We start from the raw sequence: 26,336 nt of genomic DNA, 5'->3' as shown, positions 1-26,336 counted from the left end.
GGCCGTCGGGTCCGTGCTCAGTGCGTACCGTCCGAGTTGTTGGAGTTGTTCGAGGTGCCGCCGCCCACCGTCGCCTGGGCGCCGTCGGCCTGGGCCTGCACCTTGAGCGCGTCCTTCTCCGCCGGCGTGAGCACGGGCGGCTCGGTGGAGGGCTGGCGCTTGCCGAAGCCGTTGTACGGCGCCATCGGCGGCCGCTTGGCCACCCGGGCGCAGATCCGGGCCATGTCGGCGGTGGAGAGGGTCTCCTTCTCCATCAGCTCCAGCACGATGTTGTCCAGGACGTCCCGGTATTCCACCAGGATCTCCCAGGCCTCGTCGTGGGCCAGCTCGATCAGCGCCCGCATCTCGCCGTCGATCTCGGCGGCGACGACGTCGGAGTAGTCCCGCTCGTGGCCCATGTTGCGGCCGAGGAACGGCTCGTCGCCGCTGGTGCCGTACTTGATCGCGCCGAGCTTGGAGCTCATGCCGTACTGCGTGATCATCGCGCGGGCCAGCTGGGTGGCCTTCTCGATGTCGTTGCCGGCGCCGGTGGTCGGCTCGTGGAAGACCAGTTCCTCGGCGGCCCGGCCACCCAGCGCGTACGCCAGGGTGTCGACCATCTCGGCGCGGGTCTGGGTGTACTTGTCCTCGGTGGGCAGGACCAGGGTGTGGCCCAGCGACCGACCGCGGGACAGGATCGTCACCTTGTGCACCGGCGCGGCGTGCGGCAGCGCCCAGGCGACCAGCGCGTGCCCACCCTCGTGGTACGCGGTGATCTTCTTCTCCTGGTCGCTCATCACCCGGGTGCGGCGCTGCGGACCGGCGATCACCCGGTCGATCGACTCCTCCAGGGAGTCGTTGCTGATCGCCCGCTGGTCCTTGCGGGCGGTGAGCAGCGCGGACTCGTTGATCACGTTGGCCAGGTCGGCACCGCTGAAGCCCGGGGTACGCCGGGCCACCGCGTCGAGGTCGACGTCGGGGGTGAACGGCTTGCCCTTGGCGTGCACCCGCAGGATCGCCTTGCGGCCCTCCATGTCGGGGGCGTCCACCGGGATCTGCCGGTCGAAGCGGCCCGGGCGCAGCAGCGCCGGGTCGAGGATGTCCGGCCGGTTGGTGGCGGCGATCAGGATGACCCCGCCCTTGGTGTCGAAGCCGTCCATCTCGACGAGCAGCTGGTTGAGGGTCTGCTCGCGCTCGTCGTGACCGCCGCCCATGCCGGCGCCGCGGTGGCGGCCGACGGCGTCGATCTCGTCGACGAAGACGATGGCCGGGGCGTTCGCCTTGGCCTGCTCGAAGAGGTCGCGGACCCGGCTGGCGCCGACACCGACGAACATCTCCACGAAGTCCGAGCCGGAGATCGAGTAGAAGGGCACCCCGGCCTCGCCGGCGACGGCGCGGGCCAGCAGCGTCTTACCGGTGCCGGGCGGGCCGAAGAGCAGGACGCCCTTCGGGATCTTGGCGCCCAGGGCCTGGTACTTCGCCGGGTTCTGCAGGAAGTCCTTGATCTCGTGCAGCTCCTCGACGGCCTCCTCGGCGCCGGCCACGTCCGCGAACGTGGTCTTCGGCGTGTCCTTGGTGATCATCTTCGCCTTGGACTTGCCGAAGTTGAGCACCCGGGAGCCGCCGCCCTGCATCTGCGACATGAAGAAGAGCAGCAGGAGCACCAGCAGGGCGATCGGGAGCAGGTTGACCAGCAGGCTCACCCAGATGCTGTCGGACGACACCTCGACGTTGGCCGGGCCGGTGACCCGGTTGTTCGCCTTGGCCTCGAGGACCTCGTTCCAGACCTCGTCGCCGACCTCGTAGGGGAACTGCGCCTCGATCCGGTCGGTGTCGGTGTCACCGAACTTGGCCTTGTCCTTCAGGTCGAGCCGGAGCGTCTGCTCCTTGTCCTGGAAGACGACCTTGTCGATGCCGCCCTTGTTGAGCTGGTCGAGCGCAATGGAAGTGTCCACCCGGTGGTAGCTGGGACCAGCGGTGAACAGTTGACTGAGCACAACGGCGCCGAGGATGACCAGGATGATCCAGACCACCGGTCGGCGGAAGAAACGCGTACGTTCCATGCTGTTGTCGAGCGCCGAGGCGCCCGCATCCTCCTGATCGACGTCCTGACCGTCTGATGGTGTCGCCGCCTGTGGCGGCGGCCGGAGCCGCCGTGCGGGCCGGCTCGACCCCGAGGCACGAAACTGCCGCGCCGCGGTCATTCGACGGTACACCGTGCACGCGAGGAGTGAGCTTGCGAGCCCCGCAGTCGCGCACAAAGGGAACAGCTGTGCGCGCACCGAGCGAGCTTGCGAACCCCGACATCGCGCACGATCCGATCATCGTGCGCGCGTGGAGCGCGCTTGCGAGCCCAACAATTACGCGTAGGGCGAACCGGGTCCAGCCGGCGTGACGGGAGCTCCGCGCCCGGCCTCCCGTCCGCCCGGTCCCGCGGTTCGAGGGGTCGGGCGTGGAGGATGCCTCCACGCCACCGGCCTCTACCGTAGTCCGAATCGCTGAGAGCCCGCTGAACGTCCGCTCGACCGGTGCCGATGTGACCGGGCCGGCGAGGGCTCAGGTGCGGGCGTACACCTCAGGCTTGAGCACCCCGACGTAGGGCAGCTCGCGGTAGCGCTCGCCGAAGTCGAGGCCGTAGCCGACGACGAACTCGGTCGGGATGTCGAAGCCGACGTACTTCACCGGCACCGGCACCTTGACCGCGTCCGGCTTGCGGAACAGCGCCACCACCTCGACGCTCGCGGCCGAGCGGGACTCCAGGTAGCGCAGCAGCCAGGACAGGGTCAGGCCGGAGTCGACGATGTCCTCGACCACGACCACGTGCCGGCCGGCGATGTCCCGGTCGAGGTCCTTGAGGATGCGGACCACGCCGGAGGAGGTGGTGCCCTGGCCGTAGGAGGAGATGGCCATGAAGTCCAGCTCGGCGGGCGGCCCGCTGCGGCCCAGCGCCCGGGCGAAGTCGGCCATGAACATCACCGCGCCCTTGAGGACGCAGACCAGCAGGAGCCCGTCATCGACGTCGGCGTAGTCCGCCGACACCTGCTTGGCGAGTTCCGCGGTCTTCTCGCGGATCTGCGCCTCGGAGATGATCACGTGGTCGATGTCGGCGTCGTACCAGGAGCCGTCAGCCATGGCTCCTAGCCTGCCGTACGCCGGATGGCCTCCGTCGGCGGGGCCGCCCCTTCTGGGCGCGGTCCCACCCCGGACGAACCCTGACGAAGGCCGCGAACCACCTCAGCAGGCACGCGACCGCCAGCGGCGACCGTCGTCGGACGGCTTCCAGTCGGCCGAGTCCCGGCTGTCGACGGTGAGGCCGGCGGCCGAGGCCAGGGCCAGGAGGACGAAGAAGAAGAGGAAGAGCAGGATCTCCATGGCGGCGCTCGCTTTCGCATGGTTGCTGTCGGTTTCGCCGCCGGTGCGCACCGGACTGGAACCAGTCTCCGCCGGCCACCGCCACCCGGACAGTGGCAGGAATGCCACGCACCCTCGATTTCCTGCCACCCGTGCGGTTACCCTCGTCACATGCTCAGATCGGTCGCCGTCCTCGCCCTGGACCAGGTCGCCACGTTCGAGCTCGGGGTCCTCGCCGAGGTCTTCGGGACCGACCGCACCGCCGACGGGTTCCCCGACCACCGCTTCCACGTGTGCAGCCCCGACGGGGCCCCGGTGCGCACCTCGTCGGGCTTCCACCTGACCCCGCACGCCGACCTCGGCCCGATGGAGGAGGCCGACCTGGTCGCCGTCCCGGCCCATCACGGCACCGTCGTGCCCGGCACGGTGCTCGCCGCGCTGCGCCGCGCCGCCGACCGGGGGGCGTACGTCTTCAGTGTCTGCTCCGGCGCGTTCGTGCTGGGCGAGGCCGGCCTGCTCGACGGCCGGGAGTGCACCACCCACTGGCGGTACGTCGACGAACTGCAACGCCGTCACCCGACCGCCAGGGTCCGCTGCAACTCGCTCTACGTGCAGGACGGCCGGCTGCTCACCAGCGCCGGCACGGCCGCCGGCATCGACGCCTGCCTGCACCTGATCCGCCAGGAGCACGGCTCGGCGACGGCCACCCGGCTGGCCCGCCGGATGGTGGTGCCCCCGCACCGCGACGGCGGACAGGCGCAGTACATCGAGGCACCCATCCCCGAGACCCCTGAAGCGCCGACGCTGGAGCCGGTGCTGGAATGGCTGATGGGGCACCTGGACCGCCCGGTCACCGTTGACGAGCTGGCCGCGCGGGCGGAGATGTCGCCGCGCACGTTCGCCCGGCGGTTCCGCGCCGAGACCGGCACCACGCCGCACGACTGGCTGACCAACCAGCGGGTGCTGCTGGCCCGGCGGCTGCTGGAGGAGACCGGGCTCAGCGTCGAGGCCGTCGCCGACCGGGCCGGCTTCGGCGACTCGGCGGCGCTGCGGCACCACTTCGCCCGCCGGGTCGGCGCCACCCCGCACACCTACCGGACCACGTTCCGCGAACGCGTGGAGGCCTGAGCCCCGGACCCGCGACGTCGGACCGCGGCACCGGGAGCGGGGCCGACGGCACGCCCGGGGGCTCCGGTCACCAGCCGAGCATCCCCCCGCCCACCCGGGGCTCCGAGCCGACGACGTAGCCGCCGTCCGGCAGCCGCCAGATCGCCTGCCCGTGCCCGAAGACCCCCGGCTCCTCCGCGACGGCGATCTCGTGCCCCCGGACCCGCAGCTCGTCGACCGCGGCCCGCCCCTCGGCGGTGGCGACCAGCTCCGACTCGACCAGCACCGACCGGCCTGCGTGCCAGTACCAGCGCGGCGCGTCCAGCGCCGCCTGCGGGTCGAGCCCGCCGTCCAGGGTCGCCGAGACGAGCTGCACGTGCCCCTGCGGCTGCATGTGCCCGCCCATCACCCCGAACGGGCCCACCGGCCGCCCATCGCGGGTGAGGAAGCCGGGGATGATCGTGTGGTAGGGCCGCTTCGCCGGCCCCACCACGTTGGGGTGGGCGGGGTCGAGGCGGAACCCGAGCCCCCGGTTCTGCAGGGCGAAGCCATGCCCGGGCAGCACCACGCGGGAGCCGAACGCCAGGTAGGTCGACTGGATCAGGCTGACCATCATGCCGCCGGCGTCGGCGGTGCAGAGATAGACCGTGCCGCCGCGCTCCGGGTCGCCGGCGGCCGGCTCCCCCGCCCGCTCGGTGATCAGCGCGCGGCGGGCCGCCGCGTACGCCGGCGAGAGCAGCGCCTCCGTCGGCACCGGCACCCGCTCCGGGTCGGCGACGTGGGCGTGCGCGTCGGCGAAGCCGAGCTTCATCGCCTCGATCTGCCGGTGCAGCCGCTCGGCGAGCGGCAGCCCGGCGAGGTCGGCCCCGTCGAGGATGTGCAGCGCCAGCAGCGCCGCCAGGCCCTGCCCGTTGGGCGGCAGCTCCCAGACCTCGTGCCCCCGGTAGCGGGCGGACACCGGAGTCACCCACGTCGAGGCGTGCCGGGCCAGGTCGTCGCCGGTGATCAGGCCGCCGGTGCGGGCGGCGTGCGCGGCCAGCGCCTCCGCGATCCCGCCCCGGTAGAAGTCCTCCGCCCCGGTGTCGGCGATCAGCCGCAGGGTCCGCGCCGCGTCCGGGTTGCGCCAGCGCTCCCCGGCCCGGGGCGCCCGGCCGCCGGGCGCGAACACGCGGTCGAACTCGGCGAACTCCGCGCCGGTCGGGCCGGGCGCGGCGAGCGCACGCGACCAGATCCCCGACACGCCGGGGGAGACCGGATGACCGTGCTCGGCGTAGCCGATCGCGTCGGCGAAGAGATCCGCGAAGGGCAGCGAGCCGAACCGGTCGTGCAGGTCGCGCCAACCAGCCGGGGCGCCGGGGACGGTCACCGGCAGCCAGCCCCGGGCGGGCATCGCCGGCCCGGCCCGCTGCGCGCCGCCCAGGGCGTCGACCGGGGCCGCGCCGGACCCCCCGGTCGCGGCGAGCACCAGCTCGCGGGTCAGGGCCGCCGGGGACCGGCCGGAGGCGTTGAGGCCGTGCAGCCGCTCGCCGTCCCAGACGATCGCGAACAGGTCACCGCCGATGTCGTTGGACGGGGGCTGCACCACGGTCAGGGTGATCGCGGTGGCGAGGGCCGCGTCGACGGCGTTGCCGCCGCGTCGCAGCACGGCCAGGCCGGCCGCCGCGGCCAGCGGCTGGCTCGTCGCCACCGCGCCGTGCGGCGCGAAGAGCGGCTGTCGGGGGTACGCCATGCGCCATGTCTACCGCCTCCCGGCGGATCCCGCGGCCCCGGAACCGGGCCCCGGGCCGACGGACCGGCGCCCGGGCCACGGGGTCACCGTCCGGCGGAGCGGATCAGCGGGAGCCGATGGCGGCGAGCCGGCCGTCGCGGCGCAGCACCCGCAGCCCGCCCGGCAGGTGCGCCGCCCCCTGCCCCCGCCAGCCGGTCACCAGCGTGTCCAGCGCGGTCACGTGCCGGTGCGACAGGGCGGCGGGTGAGGCGCCCAACTCCCGGGCCCAGGCGTGCAGCACCCGGCCGCGTACCGCCGGCGGGAGCTCGGCCAGCGCCCGCACCGCGAGCCCGCCGTCGGGATGGCGGACGTCGGCCAGCGCGGCGTCGGCCAGCTCGTCGAGGACGGCGTTGTCCGCCGCCACCAGCCGGGCGGTCCGGGCCAGGTTGTCCAGCACCCCCGGCCCGAGCGCGCGGACCAGGGCGGGCAGCAGGTCGGCCCGGACCCGGGCCCGGGCGTACGACGGATCGGCGTTGTGCGGGTCCTCCCAGGGGTTCAGCCCGAGCACCGCGCACGCCGTGCGGGTCTGCTCCCGGCCGACCTCCAGCAGCGGGCGCAGCAGCGGCACCCCGTCGAGGTCCCGTCGGGCGGGCATCCCGGCCAGCCCGCGCGGGCCGGCGCCCCGGGCGAGCGCGAGCAGCACGGTCTCCGCCTGGTCGTCGCGGGTGTGCCCGGTGAGCAGGGCCATCGCCCCGAGCCGGCCGGCCACCTCGGCGAGCGCCAGGTAGCGCGCCTCGCGGGCGGCCGCCTCGGGCCCGCCCGGGCGCCCGGCCACCTCCACCCGCACCGACTCGACCGGGGCCAGGCCGACCTCGCGGGCCCAGGTCACCACCGCCGCGGCCCGCCGCGCCGAGCCCTCCTGGAGGCCGTGGTCGACCGTCACCAGGCCGGCGGCGCGACCCAGCCGGGGCGCCACGAACGCGGTGGCGGCGGCCAGCGCGAGCGAGTCCGCGCCGCCCGAGCAGGCGACCAGCACCGGCCCTCCGGGCGGCAGGTCGGCCAGCGCCCGGCGGACCGCGACCCGGATCGCGGCCACCGGCGGAGCGAGCGCGGCCACGGGCGTACGGTCAGCCGGCGGTCGGGGCCGGGCCGACCGGCCCGTGCACCCGCGCCACCCAGGCGTCCGGGTCTCCCAGTTCCTCCAGCCGGGGCAGGGTGAGCGGCGAGTCGAAGATCTTGTTGAAGCCCGCCATGCCTACCCGGTCCACGACGCCGTGCACGAACTTGCGGCCCTCGGCGTACTGACGCATCTTGACCTCGATGCCGAGCAGCCGGCGGATGGCCTTCTCCAGCGGGTTGCCGGCCTCCCGGCGCCGGTTGAACGCCGCCCGGATCCGATCCACGCTCGGGACGACCTGCGGCCCGACGCCGTCCATGACGAACTCGGCGTGCCCCTCCAGCAGGGTCATCAGCGCGGTGAGCCGGTCCAGCACGGCCCGCTGCCCCGGGGTCTGGACGATGTCCAGCACGCTCGTGCGGCTCTCCGGGTCCTTCACCGCGTCCGAGAGCGTGGCGACGCCCCGGCGCAGCCGCTCCAGCAGGTGCTCGCCGCCGCTGGACGACGCGTCCACGAAGGCCTGCACCTCGCTGAGGAAGTACGCCCGCATCCACGGCACGGCGGTGAACTGGGTGCGGTGGGTCACCTCGTGCAGGCAGACCCAGAGCCGGAAGTCGCGCGGGTCGGCCCCGAGCTTGCGCTCCACCTCGACGATGTTCGGCGCGACCAGCAGCAACTGCCCCGGGTCGGCGGAGAAGACCTCGTACTGGCCGAGGACCCGGCCGGAGAGGTAGGCCAGCACGGTGCCGGCCTGTACGCCGGTGACCCGGGAGCCGATCGCCTCGGTCAGCGCGCTTGGCTGCTTGTCCTTGGTGAGCCGGCCGACCAGGGGGGTGATCACCTCGCGCAGCCCGGCGATGTTGGTCGCCGCCCAGTCCCGCCGGTCCACCACCCGCACGGGCGGGTGCGACACCTGCGAGCGGAGACCCGTGTAGTCCGCGACGTGCCCCGCCGCCTCGTCGGTCAACCGCCGCAGGTCACTGACCACGTCGGTGGCCTCGGTGTACGAAACCCGGGGGCCCGACTTGCTCAGCGCCCCCGCGGTCGCGGCGGCCAGATCCCAGTCCACGAACTGCGCCATGCACCCCACCGTACCCGCGCCGCGACACCCCGGCCCGGGCTCGCGCCCGGCGATCGACGCCGGTCCCGTCCGACGCGGTCCCCGTCCGGCCCCGGCACTACGTGACGCCGGTCCCGCTCAGGCCGGCACGCGCCGCCCGTCCCGCCAGGCGGCGGTCAGCGGCAGCCGCAGCCGGCCAGGGCGGCGCCGATCTGGTCCAGCGCCCCCCGGGCGGCCGTCAGCCCGTCGGGGGGCACCGCGTCGGTGAGCACGGCGAAGGTGAGCAGCCGACCGTCGGCAGTGCTGACCAGGCCGGCGACGGCGTGCACCTTGGTCAAGGTACCGGTCTTGGCCCGGACCACCCCGGCGCCGGCCTTCGTCGCCGCCGTCTCGTAGCGGTCGGCGAGGGTGCCGGACCAGTCGGCGACGGGCAGGCCGCCGAAGATCGCGGCCAGCTCGGGGCGGCTGCCGTCGCCGGCGAGCGCGATCAGGTCGGTGAGCAGCGAGGGGCTGATCCGGTTGCTGCGCGACAGGCCACTGCCGTCGGCGAGGGTGAGTTCGTCGGCCGGCAGGCCGAGCTCCCCGGCCACGGCGTCCATCGCCGCCCCGGCGCCGGCGAACGAGGCCGGCTGGTTGCGGGCCAACGCGACCTGCCGGGCCAGCGCCTCGGCGACGATGTTGTCGCTGTCGCTGATCATGATGTCGACCAGCCGGACCATCGGCAGCGACTCCACCCTGCCCAGCTCCGCGCCGGGCCCCGGGGCGGCCGCGGAGGTGGTGCCCGCGTCGGCCGCAGGGGTGGAGCCGGCGGGGGCGGTGCCGCGGGCGACCGCGCCGGCCGGCACGCCGAGCAGCCTGGCGAAGGCCCTGCCGGCCGCGAGGTCGGGCTGGGACACCCGCTCGGCCCAGTGGTTGCCGGCCGCCTCGTCCTTCTTCGCGCGGGTCACGTCGCTGCGGGCCCCGTCGGTCATCAGCGCCGAGATCGCCCCGCCGTAGCCGCCGGTGGGGATGTCGTCGTCCCAGCCCGGCTCGAAGAGCGGACCGGAGTAAAGGGACGAGTCGACCGTCACCTTCGTCGGCTTCGTGCCGCCGAGGGCGTCACGCGCCTGGTTGGCGAGGTCGTCCAGGCGAGCCGCGCCCGGGTAGAAGCCGTTCTTGTCGACCGCCAGCGTGGGGTCCCCGCCGCCGACGATCACCACCTCGCCCGGGGACGCGCCGGCCACCGCCCGGGTCGGGATGCGGTACGCCGGACCGCGCGCGGCGAGCACCGTGACCCCGGTGACCAGCTTGGTCACCGAGGCGGGCACCGTGCCGTCGTCCTCGCCCCGGCCGAAGAGCGGCTGGCCGGTGGTCACGTCGGCCACCGAGACGTGGACCCGGTCGCCGAGGGCGGGCACGCCGACGAGGGGGGCGAGCGCGGCGCGTACGCCCTCGGGGGTGGGCATCGGGGCGTTCGCGTCCACGCCGGCCAGCACCGCCACGGGCGCCGGTTCCGCCGCCGTCTCGGCGGCCCCCCGCTCGGCGGGCTCGGTGCCCAGCCAGTCCGCCACCGGTCCCGGACGGACCACGGCGATCCCGACGGCGGCCAGCACCAGCACGAGCACCGCAGCCAGCACGACGGGCAGGGTCCGGCGGCGGCGGGAGGCCGGCGCGGGCGACGCGTCGGGGCCGCCGGGGCCGGATGGACCACCGGGGCCGGATGGACCACCGGCGGATCGGTTCGCGGCGGCGGCCCAGAGGTCGGTCGAGCCCGACGAGGCATCCGGACCGGCCGCGCCGGTCGGGCCCGTTGCGCCGGGCTGGCCGCCCGGACCGGCCGGGGCGCCCGGACCGGCCGGACCGGCCGAGGCGCCGGGACCCGTCGGACCGTCAGGACCGGTCGCGGCGTCGGCACCGGCCGGGGCGTCGTTGCCCGGGGACGGGACCCGCGTCACAGCAGGGTCGCCCGGGGACGCGGGCGGGTGGGGAAGGTAGGCGTCGGGCACCGGGAACCGCCCGGTCGCCTCGCCGGAAGCAGATCCCCCGGTACCCCGTCCAGCGTCGGCATCCGGACGGTAGTGTGAATCTTCCCTCCCCACGGCCCCCTCCTCGCCCCGTGAAAATCTGCTTGGGTGACACTACTTCGGTCCGAACACTATGCGGCGGCCGGAGCCCGCGGGTGGGCATTCACCCGTGCGGGAGCGGCGTGCCGCTGGTTTCCGTTGGCCAGCGTGGGCAAACGAGGGAGCGTGCAGATGGATTTCGACGTGACGGTTGAGATCCCCAAGGGTCACCGCAACAAGTACGAGGTCGACCACGCGACCGGCCGGATCCGGCTGGACCGTACCCTCTTCACCTCCACGCAGTACCCGGCCGACTACGGCTTCATCGAGGGGACACTGGGCGAGGACGGCGACCCGCTGGACGCGCTCGTGCTGGTCCCCGAGCCCACCTTCCCGGGCTGCCTGATCCGGTGCCGCACCATCGGCATGTTCCGGATGACGGACGAGAAGGGCGGCGACGACAAGGTCCTCTGCGTGCCCTACGAGGACCCGCGCCAGGAGCACCTGCGCGACATCCACCACCTCGGCGAGTTCGACCGGCTGGAGATCCAGCACTTCTTCGAGGTCTACAAGGACCTGGAGCCCGGCAAGTCGGTCGAGGGCGCCACGTGGGTGGGGCGGATCGAGGCCGAGGCGGAGATCGTGGCGTCGTACCAGCGCGCCCGGGACGCCGAGGCGCGCGGCGAGTCCACGCACTGACCCGGCACAGACCACCGACGGGCCCGGGGGCCGCTCAGCCGAGCAGCCCCCGGGCCCGTTCGTACAGGTCGAGCACCGCGCAGGCGACGGGCACCACCGACACCACCAGGGCGGTGTCGGTCAGGTCCGCGATCCGGCCGACGTACGGGGAGACCGGGCGGCGGGCGTACGTGGTGCCGGCGACCACCGCCACCAGGGCCAGCGCCAGCCCGCCGACGACCAGCGTGAGGCGACCGGTCGGGCCGGAGCGCCCGACGAGCACGGCGCCCAGCACGGCGTACCCGGCGAGGCCGGCGACGACGGTCGACACCCGATGGCGCAGGGACACGAACAGCCGGGAGCGGAGCAACAGCACGGCCGCGGCCACCGCCACCAGCAGCCGGCCGGCCGTCCCGCCGGAGAGGCCCAGCACCACCGCGGCGGCGACCGCCAGCACGGCGTGCCCGAGCAGCATCCCGGTGAGCATCTCCTCGGTGCGGGCCACCGCCGCGTAGACCCGGTCCCGGTCCGGCAGGTCGCGGACCCGGTCGGCGTCGCCCGGCTCGCCGGTGGGCAGGGTGATCGGGGGCAGCGGCACCTTCCCGAGCCGGATGGCCAGCAGCGGCACCGCCCCCACGGCGAAGACCAGCACGCAGAGCAGAATCGCCGCCGTGCCGGCCGGGCTGAGCAGCAGTCCGCCGAGGGCCGCCAGCGCGCCCACGAACCCGGCGGTGGCGCCCGCCACGAAGACCCGCAGCCGGGTGGCGACGCCGACCAGCCCGAGCACCGACACCAGCAGCAGCGCCACCGACCCGGCGAGCAGCTCGGGCGCGCCGACCCAGCGCAGCCCCGGGACCGGCCCGACCGGATCGCCGGAGCTGACCGCCAAGGCGCCCGCCGCCGCCGCGTACGGCAGGGCGTAGCCGCCCAGGGTCGCGCCGGCGGCCCCGTCCGCGTGGGCACGGGACGCCACCACCCCGGCGAGGGTGAGCAGGAGCGCCACCACGGCGGCGGCCGGCCAGGCCGTCCCGTACGCCGGACCGCCGGCCGTCACGGCGAGCAGCCCGACGGCCAGCGGCACGGCGGCCCCGGCCAGGGCGGCGGCCCGGGTGGCGGCCGGTGACCACGCCCCGCCGCGCCGCCGGGCGCCGTCGGCGATCGCCTCGACCACGTCGTCGTACTCCAGCTCGGGCCACTGCGCGCGGGCCGGCACGAGGTGCAGCACCTCGCCGTCGCGGACCCCCTGCGGCAGCAGGGCCTGGGCGGTGGTCAGCACCGCGCCGTCGGTGCGCCGCAGCACCCAGCCGCCGTGCCGCTCGCCGTCGTCGGCGAGCCCCTCGCCGGCGTGCCGCAGCACCTCGGGCAGCAGCTCGGCCAGGGGCACCTGCTCGGGCAGTGCGACGTCGACCCGCCGCTGGGGGGCGCTGATGGTGACCCGGGCCAGCCCGATCGTCATCGACTGATCTCCATGTTCGGCGGGGTTGGTGGCTGCGCGGACGACAGGACTTTACCTACCATGAGCCAGGCTCGGGTTACCGAGCGCTGTCAGGAGGTCGAGTGTCCACTGTCGTCATCAAGCGGCCGCCCCGCCGACCGGCGCCGGAGATCCCGGTGGGTGAGCTGCCGGTGGACGCGCCGCCGGAGATCCCCGCCGTGGCCGGCGGGCGCTGGCAGCAGCTGCTCATGGTGCTGCCCATGCTCGGCGGCACCGTGGCGATGGCGATGATGTTCGGCCGCGGCGGGGGCGCCTACTCGTACGTGGTCGGCGGGATGTTCGGGCTCTCCTCGCTGGCCATGCTGGTGACCTCGTGGGGCAGCGCCTCCGGCACGCCGAAGAAGTCGGAGATGATGGCCGCCCGGCGGGACTACCTGCGGCACCTGACCGTGCTGCGGCGCCGGGTCCGGCAGACCGCCGGGCAGCAGCGTGCCGGGCTCTACTACCGGCACCCGGATCCCGGCCGGCTCTGGTCGACCGTCGACAGCCACCGGGTCTGGGAACGCCGCCCCACCGACCCCGACTTCGGGGTGGTCCGGGTCGCCGTCGGCCCGCAGACCCTCGCCACCCCGCTGGTCCCCCCGGTCACCCGCCCGCTGGAGGAGCTGGAACCGATGACCGCCGGCTCGCTGCGCCGGTTCCTGGACGCGTACTCCGTGGTGCCGGACCTGCCGGTGGCGCTCTCCCTGCGCAGCTTCGCCCGCGTCTTCGTACGGGCCGCCGGCCCGGCCGACGACGGCGACGGACCCGCCGCCCAGGCCCTGGCCCGGGCGATGCTCGCCCAGCTCGCGGTCTTCCACGCCCCGGACGAGCTGCTCGTCGCCGTCTGCGCCGGGCCGGAACGGCGGGCCGCCTGGGAGTGGGTCAAGTGGCTGCCGCACGCCCACCACCCCACCCGCACCGACGCGCTCGGCCTGATCCGGCTGGTCACCAGCGCGGGAGCCGAGCTGGAGGGGCTGCTGGACGAGGTGCTGGCCAGCCGGTCCCGGTTCAGCCCCGCCGGCCCGGCCACCGACGGCCCGCACGTGGTGGTGGTGCTCGACGGGGGCGACCTGACCGGCGCCACCGACCTGACCGGCGACGGCGGCATCGACGCGGTCACGATCATCGACCTGGACACCCCGCCGCCGCGCCTGCTGGACCGCTTCGCGCTGCTGCTGGAGCTGCGCGGGGGCCGGCTGCACTCCCACTCTGCCGACGGGCACGCCGAGGTCGGTACGGCGGACCGGCTGGACCTCGTCGACGCGGAGGCCGTCGCCCGACGGCTGGCCCCGCTGCGGCTGGCCACGGCGGCACGCGGCCCGGACGCCCCGCCGGGCGCGGAGCTGGGCCTGCCCGAGCTGCTCGGTCTCGGCGACCCGGAGAGCTTCACCGCCGAGCAGGGGTGGGCGCCCCGGTCCGCCCGGGAGCGGCTGCGGGTGCCGATCGGGGTGGGCACCGACGGCGGCGCCATCGAGCTGGACCTCAAGGAGTCGGCGCAGGACGGGATGGGGCCGCACGGCCTGCTGATCGGGGCGACCGGCTCCGGCAAGTCCGAGCTGCTGCGCACGCTGGTGCTCGGGCTGGCCGCCACGCACAGCTCGGAGCAGCTCAACTTCGTACTGATCGACTTCAAGGGCGGCGCGACCTTCGCCTCGTTCGACCGGCTGCCGCACACCGCCGCGGTGATCACCAACCTGGCCGACGCGCTGCCGCTGGTCGACCGGATGGTCGACGCCATCAACGGCGAGCTGGTCCGCCGCCAGGAGCTGCTGCGCCGGGCCGGCAACTTCGCGAGCCTGCGCGACTACGAGCGGGCGCGCGCCGCCGGCACCCCGCTCGCCCCGCTGCCGTCGCTGCTGCTGATCTGCGACGAGTTCTCCGAGCTGCTCTCGGCCAAGCCCGACTTCATCGACCTGTTCGTGCAGATCGGCCGGCTGGGCCGGTCGCTCGGCGTGCACCTGCTGCTGGCGAGCCAGCGGTTGGAGGAGGGGCGGCTACGCGGACTCGACACCCACCTGTCGTACCGGATCGGGCTGCGGACCTTCTCGGCGCTGGAGTCCCGCACGGTGCTCGGGGTGCCGGACGCGCACGAGCTGCCCCGCTCCCCCGGCCACGGCTACCTGCGCTTCGGCACCGAGCCGCTGGTGCGGTTCAAGGCCGCGTACGTCTCGGGGGCGCTGCGCCGGCGCGGTGCGGCGCCCGGCGCGGGCGGCGCCGGGGCCCCGCGCCTGCTCGCCTTCTCCACCCACCTCGTGCCCAAGCCGGAGCCGGTCGGGCCGCCCGCCCTGCCCGCGACGGCCGACGAGGGCGGCACGGAGAGCCTGCTGGAGCTGATGGTCGACCGGCTCGCCGGGCAGGGGCCGCCGGCCCACCAGGTCTGGCTGCCCCCGCTCGGCCGGGCGCCCGCGCTGGACGAGCTGCTCGGGCCGGTCGGCGTGGACCCGGCGCGCGGTCTCACCTTCGGCAACCCGGAGCTGCACGGCGCGCTCCAGGTGCCGGTCGCGGTCGTCGACAGGCCCTTCGAGCAGCGCCGCGACGCGCTCTGGCTGGCGCTGGACGGCGCCGCCGGCCACGTCGCGGTGGTCGGCGGCCCGCAGAGCGGCAAGTCGACCGCGCTGCGCACGCTGATCTGCGCCCTGGCGCTCACCCACACCCCGGCCGAGGTACAGGTCTACTGCCTCGACTTCGGCGGCGGCGGGCTGGCCGCGCTGCGCGACCTGCCGCACGTCGGCGGGGTCACCGGTCGCGCCGACCCGACGGCCGTCCGGCGTACGGTCGGCGAGATCGCGACCCTGCTGGTCGACCGGGAACAGCGCTTCGCCGAGCTGGGCGTGGAGTCGATGGCCGCCTGGCGGCAGCGCCGGGCCGCGCTCGCGGGCACCGGCCAGCCCGGGGCCGACCCGTTCGGCGACGTGTTCCTGGTGGTGGACGGTTGGGCCACGCTGCGCGGCGAGTACGACGACCTGGAGCCCCTCATCACCGACCTGGCCACCCGGGGGCTGTCGTACGGGGTGCACGTGGTGGCGACGGCGGTGCGTTGGCTGGACTTCCGGCCGGCGATCCGGGACCTCTTCGGTTCCCGGCTGGAGCTGCGCCTCGGCGACCCGGCCGACTCGCTGGTGGCCCGCCGGGCGGCGGCGAACGTGCCGGAGAAGACCCCCGGCCGGGGCGTCACGGCGGAGAGCCTGCACTTCCTCACCGCGCTGCCGCAGCTCGCCGCCTCCGGCGGGGACACCACGGATCTGGTCAAGCAGTCCGCCGGGGGCTGGGCCGGCCCGGTCGCGCCCCCGGTGCGGCTGCTCCCGCCGGTGCTCCCGTACGCCGAGCTGGACCTGGCCGCGGCCACCGGACTGCGCATCCCGGTGGGGATCGCCGAGGCGGACCTGCGCCCGGTGGTGCTGGACTTCGGCACCGAGCCGCACTTCGTGGTCTTCGGCGACGCCGAGTGCGGCAAGTCGTCGTTCCTGCGCGCGCTGGCCACCTCGATCATGACCCGGTTCACCCCGGAGCAGGCCCGGGTCATCCTGGTCGACTACCGCCGCAGCCTGGTGGACCTGACCGAATCGGCGTCGCCGCACCTGATCGGCTACGGCTCCGCCGCGGCGCACACCACCGACCTGGTCGAGTCCGCCGCCGGCTACATGGCGGGGCGGGTGCCCGGGCCCGACGTCACGCCGGCGCAGTTGCGGCAGCGGTCGTGGTGGTCCGGGCCGGAGCTGTTCGTGCTGGTCGACGACTACGACCTGGTCGCCGGCGGGCCGTCCAACCCGCTGCGCGCCCTGGAGGAACACCTGCCGCACGCCCGGGACGTCGGGCTGCACCTGGTGCTCGCCCGCCGCTCGGGCGGCGCCGGACGGGCCCAGTACGAGCCGCTCGTGCAGCGCCTGCGGGAGCTCTCCACCTCGGGGCTGGTGATGGCGGGCAGCCCGGAGGAGGGGGCGCTGGTCGGCCCGGTCCGGCCCGGTCCGCTGCCCCCGGGGCGCGGCCGGCTCGTCACCCGGCGCGAGGGCGTACGCCTCGTCCAGTTGGCCCATCTGCCGCCGCCGTGACCGGTGTCCCGGGAACGCCCCGCAAGGCGGCGAGGAACCGGTAATCTCCGATCGTCATGTTTGCGTCGTGATGAATCCCTGAGGATGTGACGACCGTGCGGCACAGCTGTCCGCCAGCGGCTCGGCGGATCGCCGGACGTACGTTGCTCGGTCTGGCGGCCGCCGTCGTGTCGGTCGCGGGTCCGGTCACGGCGGCCGACGCCGCCCCTCCGCAGCCCGCCGCCCGGCCGGTCCTCGACCCGCCGGCCGCCGTCGTCCCGGTGGCGCTCGCGGCGCCCGACAGCAAGAACCGCCCCGACCAGGTCCGCGACGAGCAGTGGCAGCTCGACGTGTTGCAGGCGAAGACCGCGTGGCGCAGCTCGACCGGGCGGGGGGTCACCGTCGCGGTGATCGACTCCGGCGTGGACGCCGCCCATCCCGACCTGGCCGGCCAGGTGCTGCCCGGCCTCGACCTGGTCGCGCCCCGGGGCGCCGCCGGCGACCCCGATCCGGTCGGCCACGGCACCACCGTGGCCGGGCTGATCGCCGGCCGCAACGACGACGCGCGGGGGGCCGTCGGCCTGGCGCCGGACGCCCGGATCCTCCCGGTGCGCGTCCTCGACGCCGAGAACCGCTACGACGACGCCCTGATCGTCGCGAAGGGCGTGCGCTGGGCCGTCGACAACGGCGCCCGCGTGATCAACCTGTCCCTCGGCGGCAGCGGCGACAGCCCCGCCCTGGCGGCGGCGCTCGACTACGCCTTCGCCCGGGACGTCGTCGTGGTCGCCTGCACCGGCAACCTGGGCAACTCGGCCAACGCGAAGGTCTGGTACCCGGCCCGCGAGCCGGGCGTCATCGCGGTCGCCGGGTCGGAGCGCGACAGCGACAACCTCTGGTCGGGTTCGATCACCGGGCGGGCCACCGTGCTCACCGCCCCCGCGACCGGCCTGGTCGGGGCCCGGCCGGGCGGCTACTGGCGGGTGCAGGGCACCAGCTTCGCGGCGCCGCTGGTCGCCGCCACCGCCGCGCTGGTGCGGGCCCGCTACCCGGAGATGTCCGCCGGCGACGTCGTCAACCGGCTGCTCGCCACCGCCCGCGACATCGGCCCCACCGGCCGGGACGACCGTTTCGGGTACGGCATGGTCGACCCGGTCGCCGCGCTGGACGCCGAGGTGAGCTCCGTGGGCCGCAACCCGCTGGACGACGAGTCCTCGCCGGGCGTGGTCGGTTTCGGCCCGGCCCCGGGGGCGACGCAGCCCGACGTCGCGGGGGTCGGCGGCGACCCGCGCGGCTTCACGGTGCCGCGCCAGCAGTCCCGGTGGGCGGCGCAGCCGGCGGGCGCGCAGGAGGAGACCACTCCGGAGCAGCTGTGGACCGGGGCCGCGTTCTTCGTCGCCCTGCTGACCGGGGCCGCGTTGATGGTGCGCCGGTTCCGCCAGTGGACCCCGCTGGCCTCGCCCCGGCGCAGCACCGGGACGTGGCGTCGCCCGCCGGCGCCCTGACCGGCCGGCCCGGTCGTCGTCGCCCTCGCGGGAGGAACCGCCGGCGCCCCGACCGGGCAACCGGCCCCGGGTGGACGCCCCGGATCGGGTCTGACCGGGCCGCGTCCCGGGTAGGAGCACTGTCATGAGCCCGTCCGGCCCGCGTACCCTCGCCGCCCCGCCGCGCTCCTCGTGGCGGGGCCGCCGACTGCACCCGGACCACGCCCGGGGCCTGCGGCTGACCCTCGCCGCGGCGGCCGCGTTCCTGGTGGCGGTGCCGTTCACGCTGCTGGCCGTCCTGGTCCTGGGAGACTGGTCCCCGCTGCGCCGGCTGGACATGGCGGTCACCGACGCGCTGGTCGGCTACGCCGCCGACCACCCGGCGTGGGTACGCCTGATGACCCTCTGGACCGACGTGTTCGCCCCGATGCCGCTGCGCGTCGGCGCCCTCGTCCTGGTCCTCTGGCTGGTCCGCCGGGGTGCCCGGCAGCTGGCGGTCTGGGTGGCCGTCACCATGACGGTCGGCGGCCTGCTCAGCCCGCTGCTCAAGCTGCTCGTCGGCCGGCCCCGGCCGGACCTGCCGGACCCGGTGGCCGAGGCGCCCGGCCTGGCCTTCCCGTCCGGGCACGCGCTCAACGCCGCCCTGGCGGCCGGGGTGCTGCTGGTGGTGTTCCTCCCGTACGCCCGGCCGGCCGGGCGCCGGGTGGTGTGGACGGCCGCCCTGCTGCTCGCCCTGGTGACCGGGTTCAGCCGGGTGGCCCTCGGCGTGCACTGGACCAGCGACGTGCTGGCCGGCTGGCTGCTCGGCGCGGCCGTGGTGGCCGCGACCGCCGCCGCCCTCACCGTCTGGCGGGCCGACCCGCCGGGCCGCCCGACGCCGCCCACGGGTCACGGGCCGGCGGCGGGTACGGGGAGCTGACCGGTCAGGTGCACTCGCCGGTGCCGACGGCGCGGGTGCGCTCGGCGCCGGCCAGGGCCACCGGGCGGGCCTCGGCCGCGGTCACCGCGAAGCCGGTGTTCGGATCGTCGGCCACCGCCGCGAAGATCACCCCGAGCACCAGCCCGTTCGACGAGACCAGCGGGCCGCCGGAGTTGCCGCTCTGCACGAGCGCCCGGATGGTGTAGACCTCCCGGGTCACGTTGCCGGCGGAGTAGATGTCCGGCCCGGTGATCCGGTCGACGTCCCGGATCCGCGCGGACTGCGCGTTGTACGGCCCGTCGAGCGGGAAGCCCAGCACGATCGCGTCCGCGCCGCTGCCCGCGTTGCCGGCGGCGAACCGCATCGACGGGCCCGGCAGCCCGGGCACGTGCAGCACGGCCAGGTCCCGGTCGGGGTCGTAGACGACCACCTTGCTGTCGTACCGCTCGCCGTTCAGCTCGACGACGGTGGACCGGGTCCCGGCGACGACGTGCGCGTTGGTCATCACCCGGTCGTCGGCGTAGACGAAGCCGGAGCCCTCGATCCGGCGCGAGCAGCTCGGGGCGGAGCCGAGCACCTTGACCACCGAACGCTGGCTGTTGACCACCACCTGCGAGCCGGCGAGCGCCGGATCCGGCGGGGACACCTGACGGGCGCGGGTGGGTGCCAGGTCGCCGAAGACGTCGGGGAAGCCGTTGGTGTCGACGGTGTCCCGCAGCGCCGTGGAGAGCTGCTGCGCCTGGTCGGGCAGGACCCGGTCGACCACCGTGAGCAGCGCGCTGTTGCGCACCGAGGAGGCCAGCCAGGGCAGCGACGACGAGCCGAGCGGCACCGCGACGAGCCAGGCAACCAGCAGCACGGCGAAGAGCGAGACGAACGCCCCGCCGACGTCGTCGACCCGCTTGGCGACGTCATTGGTGATCGTCTTGCGCAGGTGCGAACCGAGCCAGCCGGCGAGCGCCTGGCCGACCACCGCCAGCCCGAAGATCGCCACCAGGGAGATCAGCACCCGGGTGCCGCTGTCGACGAACTGCTGTGCCAGCAGCGGCCCCAGTTGGAGGCCCACCAACGCGCCCAGGAAGAAGCCGGAGAACGACAGCACCCCGATGACGAAGCCCTGGCGGTATCCGCTGATCGCGAACACGAGCATGAGCAGCAGCAGTACGAGATCCACGGCGGACACGCGTCAAGCGTACGGGCACCGGGCTCGCGAGATGACCATCGCTTGCGGAAGGTGACCGTCCGGTCAGCGCACCGGGGTCTCGTCGACCGCGTCGGTGCCGGCCGAGGGCGCCGGGGTGGCCCCGGCCGGCGGCAGGTCCACGACCCGGTCGCGGGGCCACGGCCGGGCCCAGCCGCCCATGTCGAGCAGGGCGGCCAGCACCCCGGCGGTGAAGCCCCAGACCAGCATCCCGCGCGCCGAGAAGGCCGGGCCGATCCAGCCGCTCGGGTGGCGGACCCGCATCCGGTTCGCCGGGTCGACCAGCTCGGCGACCGGCAGCCGGGCCACGTGCGCCACCTCGGCCGGCTCCCGGGGATGCACCGGGTGCGGCGCGTGCCACCAGGCGAGCACCGGGGTGACCACGAAGTCGCTGACCGGGATCCAGAGCTTCGGCAGCTCCGCCAGGACGGTGACGCTGGTCGGGTCGAGGCCGACCTCCTCGTTCGCCTCGCGCAGCGCGGTCGCCCGGGCGTCGGCGTCCTCCGGGTCGGCCGCGCCGCCGGGGAAGGCGGGCTGCCCCGCGTGGTTGCGCAGGGTGGCCGCCCGCTGGAGGATCAGCACGTCCGGGCCGGCGCCGGGCTCCTCGCCGAGCAGCACCAGCACCGCGCTCTCCCGCCCCCCGCTCTCCGGGGTGACCAGCCGGGTGAAGTCCTCGCTGCGCGCACTACCGAGCCGGGTCAGCAGCGGGTCGAACCAGCCCGGCGGACGCCGGTTCACGCCGACACTCCCGCGTCCTGCCGGTGGCCCGTGCCCGCACCCCCGCGCCCCGTCGCGCGTGCCGGACGGCTCACGCCGGCACCGTCACGCCGAGGTGCTGGCGGACCAGGTCCGCCAGCCGGGCGTCGTCGAGGGCGCCGCTGGAGTCCACGTGCCGGATGCGGCCCTGCCCGTCGACGAAGACGGTCAGGGGGATGGCCTTGCGGTTCAGCTCCCGCTTCAGGCGCTCACCCTGGTCGACCAGGACCGGGAAGCGGACGCCGAAATCCTCGCCGATGGCCTGGGCCGCCTCGCGGCCGTCCTGGTTGTTGACCCCGACCACCTGGAGCTGGCCGGCGGCCCGCTGGCTGAGCCGCTGGAAGGCGGGGAGTTCCTTGCGGCAGGGCGGGCACCAGGACGCCCAGACGTTGATCACCGCCGGGCCGCGCAGGTCGCGCAGGGCGACCGGGGCGCCGTTGGTGAAGCAGTTAAGGGTCAGCTCGGGCAACGCCTGGCCCCCGCCCCCGGCCGGGGCGGCGGGTGCGGCGGACGCGGGCGGCGTACCGAGGGCGGAGCAGTCCTGGAAGGGCGACGGCCGGCTGGCGGCGGCCTTCTGCCGGTCGGTGGGGCCCGGGTCCTTCTCCTCGGTGCCGGCGGTGCACCCCGCGACGGCCAGCAGCACGGGTACGAGCAGGGCGACGAGCCGGCGCTTCACCGGTCGCGACTGCGGGGCTCGCAAGACCGGCTCACTCCTCGCGCTCACGGCGATACCTCGGTTCGCGACTGCGGGGCTCGCAACACCGGCTCACTCCTCGCGCTCACGGGGCCTCCGCCACGACGGCCTGGACCGGCACCAGCTCCGGGTCGACCCCGGCCGCCACCGCCAGGTCCCGGGCCCGGGGGCCCTTGAGCAGCTTCGCGGCCGCCGCCGGCTCGGTCGGGCCGGTGCCGTACGACGGGCACAGCTTCACCAGGGTGCACGCCCCGCAGGCCGGCTTGCGGGCGTGGCAGACCCGCCGGCCGTGGAAGATGATCCGGTGCGACAGCATGGTCCAGTCGCGCCGGGGGAAGAGCGCCCCGATCGCGTGCTCGATCTTGACGGGGTCGGTCTCGGCGGTCAGCCGCCAGCGCTGGACCAGCCGCTGGAAGTGGGTGTCGACGGTGATCCCGGGGACGTCGAAGGCGTTGCCGAGGATGACGTTGGCGGTCTTGCGGCCGATGCCGGGGAGCGTCACCAGGTCGGCGAGCCTGCCGGGGACCCGGCCGTCGTACCGCTCCACGAGGGCCTGGCCGAGCTTGATCAGCGAGTCGGTCTTGTTGCGGTAGAAGCCGGTGGGCCGGATCAGCTCCTCCAGCTCCGTCCGGTCCGCCCCCGCGTAGTCGGCCGCGCTCGGGTAGCGGGCGAAGAGCTTCGGGGTGACCTCGTTGACCTTCTTGTCCGTGCACTGCGCGGAGAGGATCGTCGCGACGGCCAGCTCCAGGGCGTTGGAGTGGTCCAGTTCACAGTGCGCGTCGGGGTGGGTGTCGGTCAGCGCCCGGCCGATCCGCCGGGCGCGACGGGTGCGCCCGAGGTCGGTCTCGGTGAAGCCGGAGGAACTCGTGGTCACGCCGGCCAGCCTACGTCGCCCGGCCGACGGTCGGCCGGGTCCACGCGCCGTGCCGCCCCGGTCAGCCGCCCTGCGGCGCGCTGATCGCGCCCGAGTCGTCGAAGTCGGCCCCGGTCTCCGGGAAGTCGCTCTTGGTGAGCTGCTTCATCAGGCCCAGCCCGCGGTCGTCCTTGTCCATGGTCGGCTTGCCGATGGAGTTCATGTACGTGGAGACGAACGAGCCGCCGGCCCAGCTCCCGTCCGGCTTCAGCGAGACCTTCAGCACCCCGCCCCAGCCGAGCCGGCCGGCGTTGCTCAGCGAGTTGCCTCCGCCAGCGAAGTTGCCCAGGCTGTACGCGATCAGCCGGCCCTTGTAGAACTCCATGCCGCGCAGCACGTGCGGGCCGTGCCCGACGATCAGGTCCGCCCCGGCGTCGATCATCGCCTTCGAGAACTTGACCGGGTCGCCCCGGTTCTCGCCGAGGAACATCTCGGTGCCGGGCCGCACCCGCGTCTTCTCGGAGCCCTCGCCGCCCATGTGCACCTGCACCACCACGATGTCGGCCATGCCGGCCGCCTTGGTGATCACCTTCTTCGCGGCGGCGATGTCGGTGAGGCTGTTGGACCAGACGTACGACGAGAAGCCGGCAACCGCGACCTTGACCCCCTTGACGTCGACCACGGTGATCTGGTCGGGCGCCCCGGTGTGCGCGAGCTCGTACTTCTCCAGCGCCTTCTGGGTGTTCTCGTAGCCCCTCGGCCCGAAGTCGTAGCCGTGGTTGTTGGCCTGGTTGAGCAGGTCGAAGCCCGCGTCGCGCAGGTGCGCGGCGTACTCCGGCGGGGCCCGGAACTGGAAGCAGCGGGTCGAGTTCGGGCCGCACTTGCCGGTGCCGGTGTCGACGGTGAGCGGCTCCTCCAGGTTGCCCATCACCAGGTCGGCGGCGAGCGCCTTCTCGACCGAGTCGAAGAAGCCCTTCCCGCCGTTGGGGGGCAGCCGGTTCGGCGCGTTGCCCATGATGATGTCGCCGGTCGCCGAGAGCGAGATCGCCTGCTCGGCGGGCTGGGTGGTGCTCGTGGGCTCGCCGGAGCGGACCGGGGCGCCGGTGTTGCCGCCGCCCGCGCCGGGCTGCCAGACCGCGTCGGACCCGGATCCGGGACCTCCGCAGCCGGCGGTGAGCAGGACGGCGAGGAGTCCGCCGAGGGCGAGTGCGGCCCGGCGACGCGGAGAGGAGGCGGCAGCGTACATCGAGCGCGACCTTATCGGCTGGGCAACGCCGAAACGAGGGCCGATCGGACGGAGTCTCAGCCCGCCAGTCGGTCCGACCACGGGACCACGGTGCCCGCCCCGCCGGCCGTCACGGCGGCGTGCACGGCCCGGGCCAGCGGGGCGCCCCAGGTGGAGCGCGGTCCGCCGTACGCCGACTCGGGGCCGTCGACCGGGCAGAGCACGGTGACCGCGTCCGTCGGGGTGCCGGTACCCGGCACGCCCAATTCCGCGATCGCCTGCGCCTTCGCCTCGGTGGCGGTGGCCACCGCGTTGACGAGGGCGGCGTCGCCGAGCCGCGCCGGGACGTACACCACGATGTTGACGGTGCCGACCCGCTGGGCCAGCGCCGCCGGGGCGGGCTCCGCCGCCCAAACGGGGGTGCCCAGGCCGACCGTCGCCCAGGCCCGCACGCCGGTGTCCGTCCGGGCGACCACCTCGGCGACGTCCACCCCGGTCAGCAGGCCCACCCCGGGCCCGTCGAGGTCGAGCCGGTCGGCCAGTTCGGCCAGGTGGTCGGCGGGGTCGTCCCGGTCGTACGACATGGGCACGGTCGCGTTGACGACCCAGTGCCGGACGCCGATCCCGCCGCCCAGCGGCGCGGAACTGACCGCGCGCAGCGGGCGGTCGGCGCGCCAGAACAGCAGCGGGACGTCCCGACCGTCCTCCTGGCGGGCGGTCAGCACGGGTTCACTCAGCACGTGGTGACCCTACGACCCGGGTGTCGGGGGCCGGATCGGCGTTCGGGAGGGCGCGCGATTTTACTGCTTGATCAGGCCCGGCAGGTTACGCCCAACGATCAAGTTTCCAGGGGTGCACCTCTGATTGCTGCTCACGTGCGCCTAGACTGGCGACGCGCGAGGGATCAGCGGACGGCGGACCCGGCCGACGGACGGCACGCGCAGGCGGAGGTGCGCGATGGACGAGGTACTGGCCCGCAGCGGGATCTTCCAGGGCGTCGACCCGGAGGCTGCCGAGGCGCTCGCCAAGGAGATGGAGACGCTCGAGGTCCGCAAGGGCGAGATCGTCTTCAACGAGGGCGAGCCCGGCGACAGTCTCTACATCCTGCTGTCCGGCAAGATCAAGGTGGGTCGGCGGGCTGCCGACGGCCGGCAGAACCTGATCGCGGTGATGGGCCCGTCGGACATGGTGGGCGAGCTGTCGCTCTTCGACCCCGGCCCCCGCACGGCGACCGCCACCGCGGTGACCGACACCCGGCTGGTGCGGCTGCGCAAGCAGGCCCTGCGCCCGTGGCTGAACAACCGGCCGGAGATCGCCGAGCAGCTGCTCCGCGTGCTCGCGCGCCGGCTGCGGCGGACGAACGACTCGCTGGCCGACCTGATCTTCACGGACGTGCCCGGCCGCGTCGCCAAGAACCTGCTCCAGATGGCCGGCCGCTTCGGCACCCGCGACGGCGGCGTGCTGCGGGTGACCCACGACCTCACCCAGGAGGAGATCGCCCAGCTCGTCGGCGCCTCCCGGGAGACCGTCAACAAGGCGCTGGCCGACTTCGCCTCGCGTGGGTGGCTGCGCCTGGACGGCAAGAGCATCATCATCCTCGACCCGGAGCGCCTGGCCCGCCGCGCCCGCGTCTGACGCACCCGCTGATCTGCCCCGGGCCCTGTCTGCCCGGGGCAGAACCGCTGGACACCGGCACGGGCCGGTGGGCACGGTGGAGCGATGCTGAACCGGGTCGCCGTTCTCTCCGACATCCATGGTGCGCTGCCGGCGCTGGAGGCCGTGCTGGCCGAGCCGGACGTCGCCGCCGCCGACCTGATCGTGCTCACCGGCGACATCGCGGCCGGCCCACAGCCGGTCGAGGTGCTGGACGTGCTCGCCGACCTCGGCGACCGGGCCTGCTGGGTCCGCGGCAACGCCGACCGTGAGCTGGTGGAGGCCCGGGCCGGGCACCTCTCCCCGGTCGACGTCTCCAACTGGGCGGCCGAGCAGTTGCGCGACGACCAGCTGGCCCGGTTGGCGGCGCTGCCGCTGACGGTCACCCTGGAGATCGCCGGCCTCGGTCCGGTGCTGTTCTGCCACGCCACCCCCCGCGACGACGAGGAGGTCGTGCTCGTCGACTCCCGGATGGAACGCTGGGCGGAGGTGCTCGCCGACGTCCCCGCCGAGGTGGGAACGGTGGTCTGCGGGCACACCCACATGCCGTTCACCCGGCTGGCCGACCGCCGGCTGATCGTCAACCCGGGCAGCATCGGGATGCCCTACGGCGGCCCCGGCGCCTTCTGGGCGCTCCTCGGGCCCGGCGTGGACCTGCGGCGTACCCCCTTCGACGTGGACGCCGCCTGCGCCCGGGTGGCGGCCGAGTCGGGCTTTCCCGACGCCGCCGACTGGGCGGACGAGTACCTGCGCTCCCGACACAGCGACGCCGCGGCCCTCGCGGTCTTCGCCCCGCGCGACGGCCGCTGAGGACGGCGGGACGAGGGACGCGGAGGGCGACGGGACGAGGGACGCGGAGGGCGACGGGACGAGGGACGCGGAGGGCGACGGGACAAGGACGCGGAGGATGAACGGAGGAAGAACCCGGCCACCGCCCTGTCGAACTGAATCGCCTACGACATCAGAGGAATCCGGCGCCGCGTCTCTACGGTCGCCGCAGGAAGGCG

General features: G+C 74.9%; 21 protein-coding genes. 7 read left to right on the top strand and 14 right to left on the bottom strand.

All coding sequences use genetic code 11. The features are described 5' to 3' along the window. Positions 1 to 17: 17 nt before the first annotated feature. The 3 genes from ftsH to ABZ573_RS25560 form a co-directional block, all read right to left on the bottom strand. Complete coding sequence (gene ftsH, locus ABZ573_RS25570; RefSeq protein ID WP_132238612.1) at positions 18 to 2,042, bottom strand: ATP-dependent zinc metalloprotease FtsH; 2,025 nt, start codon at positions 2,040 to 2,042, stop codon at positions 18 to 20. A 493-nt stretch (positions 2,043 to 2,535) separates the two neighbouring features. Further along, on the bottom strand, positions 2,536 to 3,111 hold the full coding sequence (gene hpt / locus ABZ573_RS25565; RefSeq protein ID WP_151455493.1) for a hypoxanthine phosphoribosyltransferase: 576 nt from the start codon (positions 3,109 to 3,111) through the stop codon (positions 2,536 to 2,538). Between the two features lie 102 nt (positions 3,112 to 3,213). Continuing rightward, on the bottom strand, positions 3,214 to 3,351 hold the full coding sequence (locus tag ABZ573_RS25560) for a hypothetical protein (RefSeq protein ID WP_358121493.1): 138 nt from the start codon (positions 3,349 to 3,351) through the stop codon (positions 3,214 to 3,216). Positions 3,352 to 3,501: 150 nt separating this feature from the next. On the opposite strand from ABZ573_RS25560, the gene ABZ573_RS25555 reads away from it, so the two are divergent. Further along, complete coding sequence (locus ABZ573_RS25555; protein ID WP_132238610.1) at positions 3,502 to 4,458, top strand: helix-turn-helix domain-containing protein; 957 nt, start codon at positions 3,502 to 3,504, stop codon at positions 4,456 to 4,458. 67 nt (positions 4,459 to 4,525) lie between these two features. Here the strand turns inward: ABZ573_RS25555 and ABZ573_RS25550 are convergent, their stop codons facing one another. From ABZ573_RS25550 to dacB, 4 genes are all read right to left on the bottom strand, one after another. Beyond that, positions 4,526 to 6,166, bottom strand: a complete 1,641-nt coding sequence (locus tag ABZ573_RS25550; protein WP_358121491.1) for a gamma-glutamyltransferase family protein — start codon at positions 6,164 to 6,166, stop codon at positions 4,526 to 4,528. A 103-nt stretch (positions 6,167 to 6,269) separates the two neighbouring features. Further along, positions 6,270 to 7,262 carry a tRNA lysidine(34) synthetase TilS gene (gene tilS / locus ABZ573_RS25545; protein WP_358121489.1) on the bottom strand — a complete coding sequence of 331 codons (993 nt, stop codon included), beginning with the start codon at positions 7,260 to 7,262 and terminating at the stop codon, positions 6,270 to 6,272. Between the two features lie 10 nt (positions 7,263 to 7,272). Further along, positions 7,273 to 8,343, bottom strand: a complete 1,071-nt coding sequence (locus ABZ573_RS25540; RefSeq protein ID WP_151457677.1) for a zinc-dependent metalloprotease — start codon at positions 8,341 to 8,343, stop codon at positions 7,273 to 7,275. A gap of 155 nt (positions 8,344 to 8,498) precedes the next feature. Next, the gene (gene dacB / locus ABZ573_RS25535; protein WP_358121533.1) at positions 8,499 to 9,947 is read right to left on the bottom strand and encodes a D-alanyl-D-alanine carboxypeptidase/D-alanyl-D-alanine-endopeptidase; all 1,449 of its coding nucleotides are present in this window, start codon (positions 9,945 to 9,947) and stop codon (positions 8,499 to 8,501) included. Positions 9,948 to 10,556: 609 nt separating this feature from the next. Between dacB and ABZ573_RS25530 the strand changes: the two genes are divergently transcribed. Next, positions 10,557 to 11,063: an inorganic diphosphatase gene (locus ABZ573_RS25530; RefSeq protein ID WP_151455811.1), complete on the top strand. Its 507-nt coding sequence runs from the start codon at positions 10,557 to 10,559 to the stop codon at positions 11,061 to 11,063. A gap of 34 nt (positions 11,064 to 11,097) precedes the next feature. Here the strand turns inward: ABZ573_RS25530 and eccD are convergent, their stop codons facing one another. Beyond that, on the bottom strand, positions 11,098 to 12,498 hold the full coding sequence (gene eccD / locus ABZ573_RS25525; RefSeq protein WP_358121486.1) for a type VII secretion integral membrane protein EccD: 1,401 nt from the start codon (positions 12,496 to 12,498) through the stop codon (positions 11,098 to 11,100). 101 nt (positions 12,499 to 12,599) lie between these two features. Here eccD and eccCa point away from each other — a divergent pair, with 101 nt between their 5' ends. The 3 genes from eccCa (at position 12,600) to ABZ573_RS25510 (ending at position 18,947) form a co-directional block, all read left to right on the top strand. Then, the gene (eccCa, locus tag ABZ573_RS25520; protein ID WP_358121484.1) at positions 12,600 to 16,568 is read left to right on the top strand and encodes a type VII secretion protein EccCa; all 3,969 of its coding nucleotides are present in this window, start codon (positions 12,600 to 12,602) and stop codon (positions 16,566 to 16,568) included. A 74-nt stretch (positions 16,569 to 16,642) separates the two neighbouring features. Next, positions 16,643 to 18,049 carry a type VII secretion-associated serine protease mycosin gene (mycP, locus tag ABZ573_RS25515; RefSeq protein WP_358121531.1) on the top strand — a complete coding sequence of 469 codons (1,407 nt, stop codon included), beginning with the start codon at positions 16,643 to 16,645 and terminating at the stop codon, positions 18,047 to 18,049. 124 nt (positions 18,050 to 18,173) lie between these two features. Beyond that, positions 18,174 to 18,947, top strand: coding sequence for a phosphatase PAP2 family protein (locus ABZ573_RS25510; RefSeq protein WP_358121482.1), 774 nt, complete (start codon positions 18,174 to 18,176; stop codon positions 18,945 to 18,947). 4 nt (positions 18,948 to 18,951) lie between these two features. Here ABZ573_RS25510 and ABZ573_RS25505 read toward each other — a convergent pair whose 3' ends face one another. The 6 genes from ABZ573_RS25505 to ABZ573_RS25480 form a co-directional block, all read right to left on the bottom strand. Next, positions 18,952 to 20,130 (bottom strand): MarP family serine protease, encoded by a 1,179-nt coding sequence (locus ABZ573_RS25505; protein WP_358121480.1) that lies wholly within the window; start codon positions 20,128 to 20,130, stop codon positions 18,952 to 18,954. A 63-nt stretch (positions 20,131 to 20,193) separates the two neighbouring features. Then, on the bottom strand, positions 20,194 to 20,886 hold the full coding sequence (locus ABZ573_RS25500) for a CoA pyrophosphatase (RefSeq protein ID WP_358121478.1): 693 nt from the start codon (positions 20,884 to 20,886) through the stop codon (positions 20,194 to 20,196). Between the two features lie 70 nt (positions 20,887 to 20,956). Beyond that, the gene (locus tag ABZ573_RS25495) at positions 20,957 to 21,580 is read right to left on the bottom strand and encodes a TlpA disulfide reductase family protein (protein ID WP_358121529.1); all 624 of its coding nucleotides are present in this window, start codon (positions 21,578 to 21,580) and stop codon (positions 20,957 to 20,959) included. Positions 21,581 to 21,683: 103 nt separating this feature from the next. Beyond that, entirely contained in the window at positions 21,684 to 22,472 is a 789-nt protein-coding gene (gene nth / locus ABZ573_RS25490) for an endonuclease III (protein WP_358121476.1), read from the bottom strand. Between the two features lie 61 nt (positions 22,473 to 22,533). Further along, complete coding sequence (locus ABZ573_RS25485) at positions 22,534 to 23,697, bottom strand: CapA family protein (RefSeq protein ID WP_151455803.1); 1,164 nt, start codon at positions 23,695 to 23,697, stop codon at positions 22,534 to 22,536. Positions 23,698 to 23,753: 56 nt separating this feature from the next. Further along, entirely contained in the window at positions 23,754 to 24,416 is a 663-nt protein-coding gene (locus ABZ573_RS25480) for an adenosylcobinamide amidohydrolase (protein ID WP_151455802.1), read from the bottom strand. A 217-nt stretch (positions 24,417 to 24,633) separates the two neighbouring features. Between ABZ573_RS25480 and ABZ573_RS25475 the strand changes: the two genes are divergently transcribed. Next, on the top strand, positions 24,634 to 25,311 hold the full coding sequence (locus ABZ573_RS25475; protein ID WP_089003062.1) for a Crp/Fnr family transcriptional regulator: 678 nt from the start codon (positions 24,634 to 24,636) through the stop codon (positions 25,309 to 25,311). 84 nt (positions 25,312 to 25,395) lie between these two features. Next, the gene (locus ABZ573_RS25470) at positions 25,396 to 26,139 is read left to right on the top strand and encodes a metallophosphoesterase family protein (protein ID WP_358121474.1); all 744 of its coding nucleotides are present in this window, start codon (positions 25,396 to 25,398) and stop codon (positions 26,137 to 26,139) included. The last annotated feature ends 197 nt before the right edge of the window (positions 26,140 to 26,336 follow it).

The organism is Micromonospora sp. NPDC007220, assembly GCF_040634035.1.
Classification (GTDB): domain Bacteria; phylum Actinomycetota; class Actinomycetes; order Mycobacteriales; family Micromonosporaceae; genus Micromonospora; species Micromonospora reichwaldensis.
The sequence above is the reverse complement of the archived record's forward strand: the minus strand, read 5'-3'. Positions and strand labels throughout refer to the sequence as shown.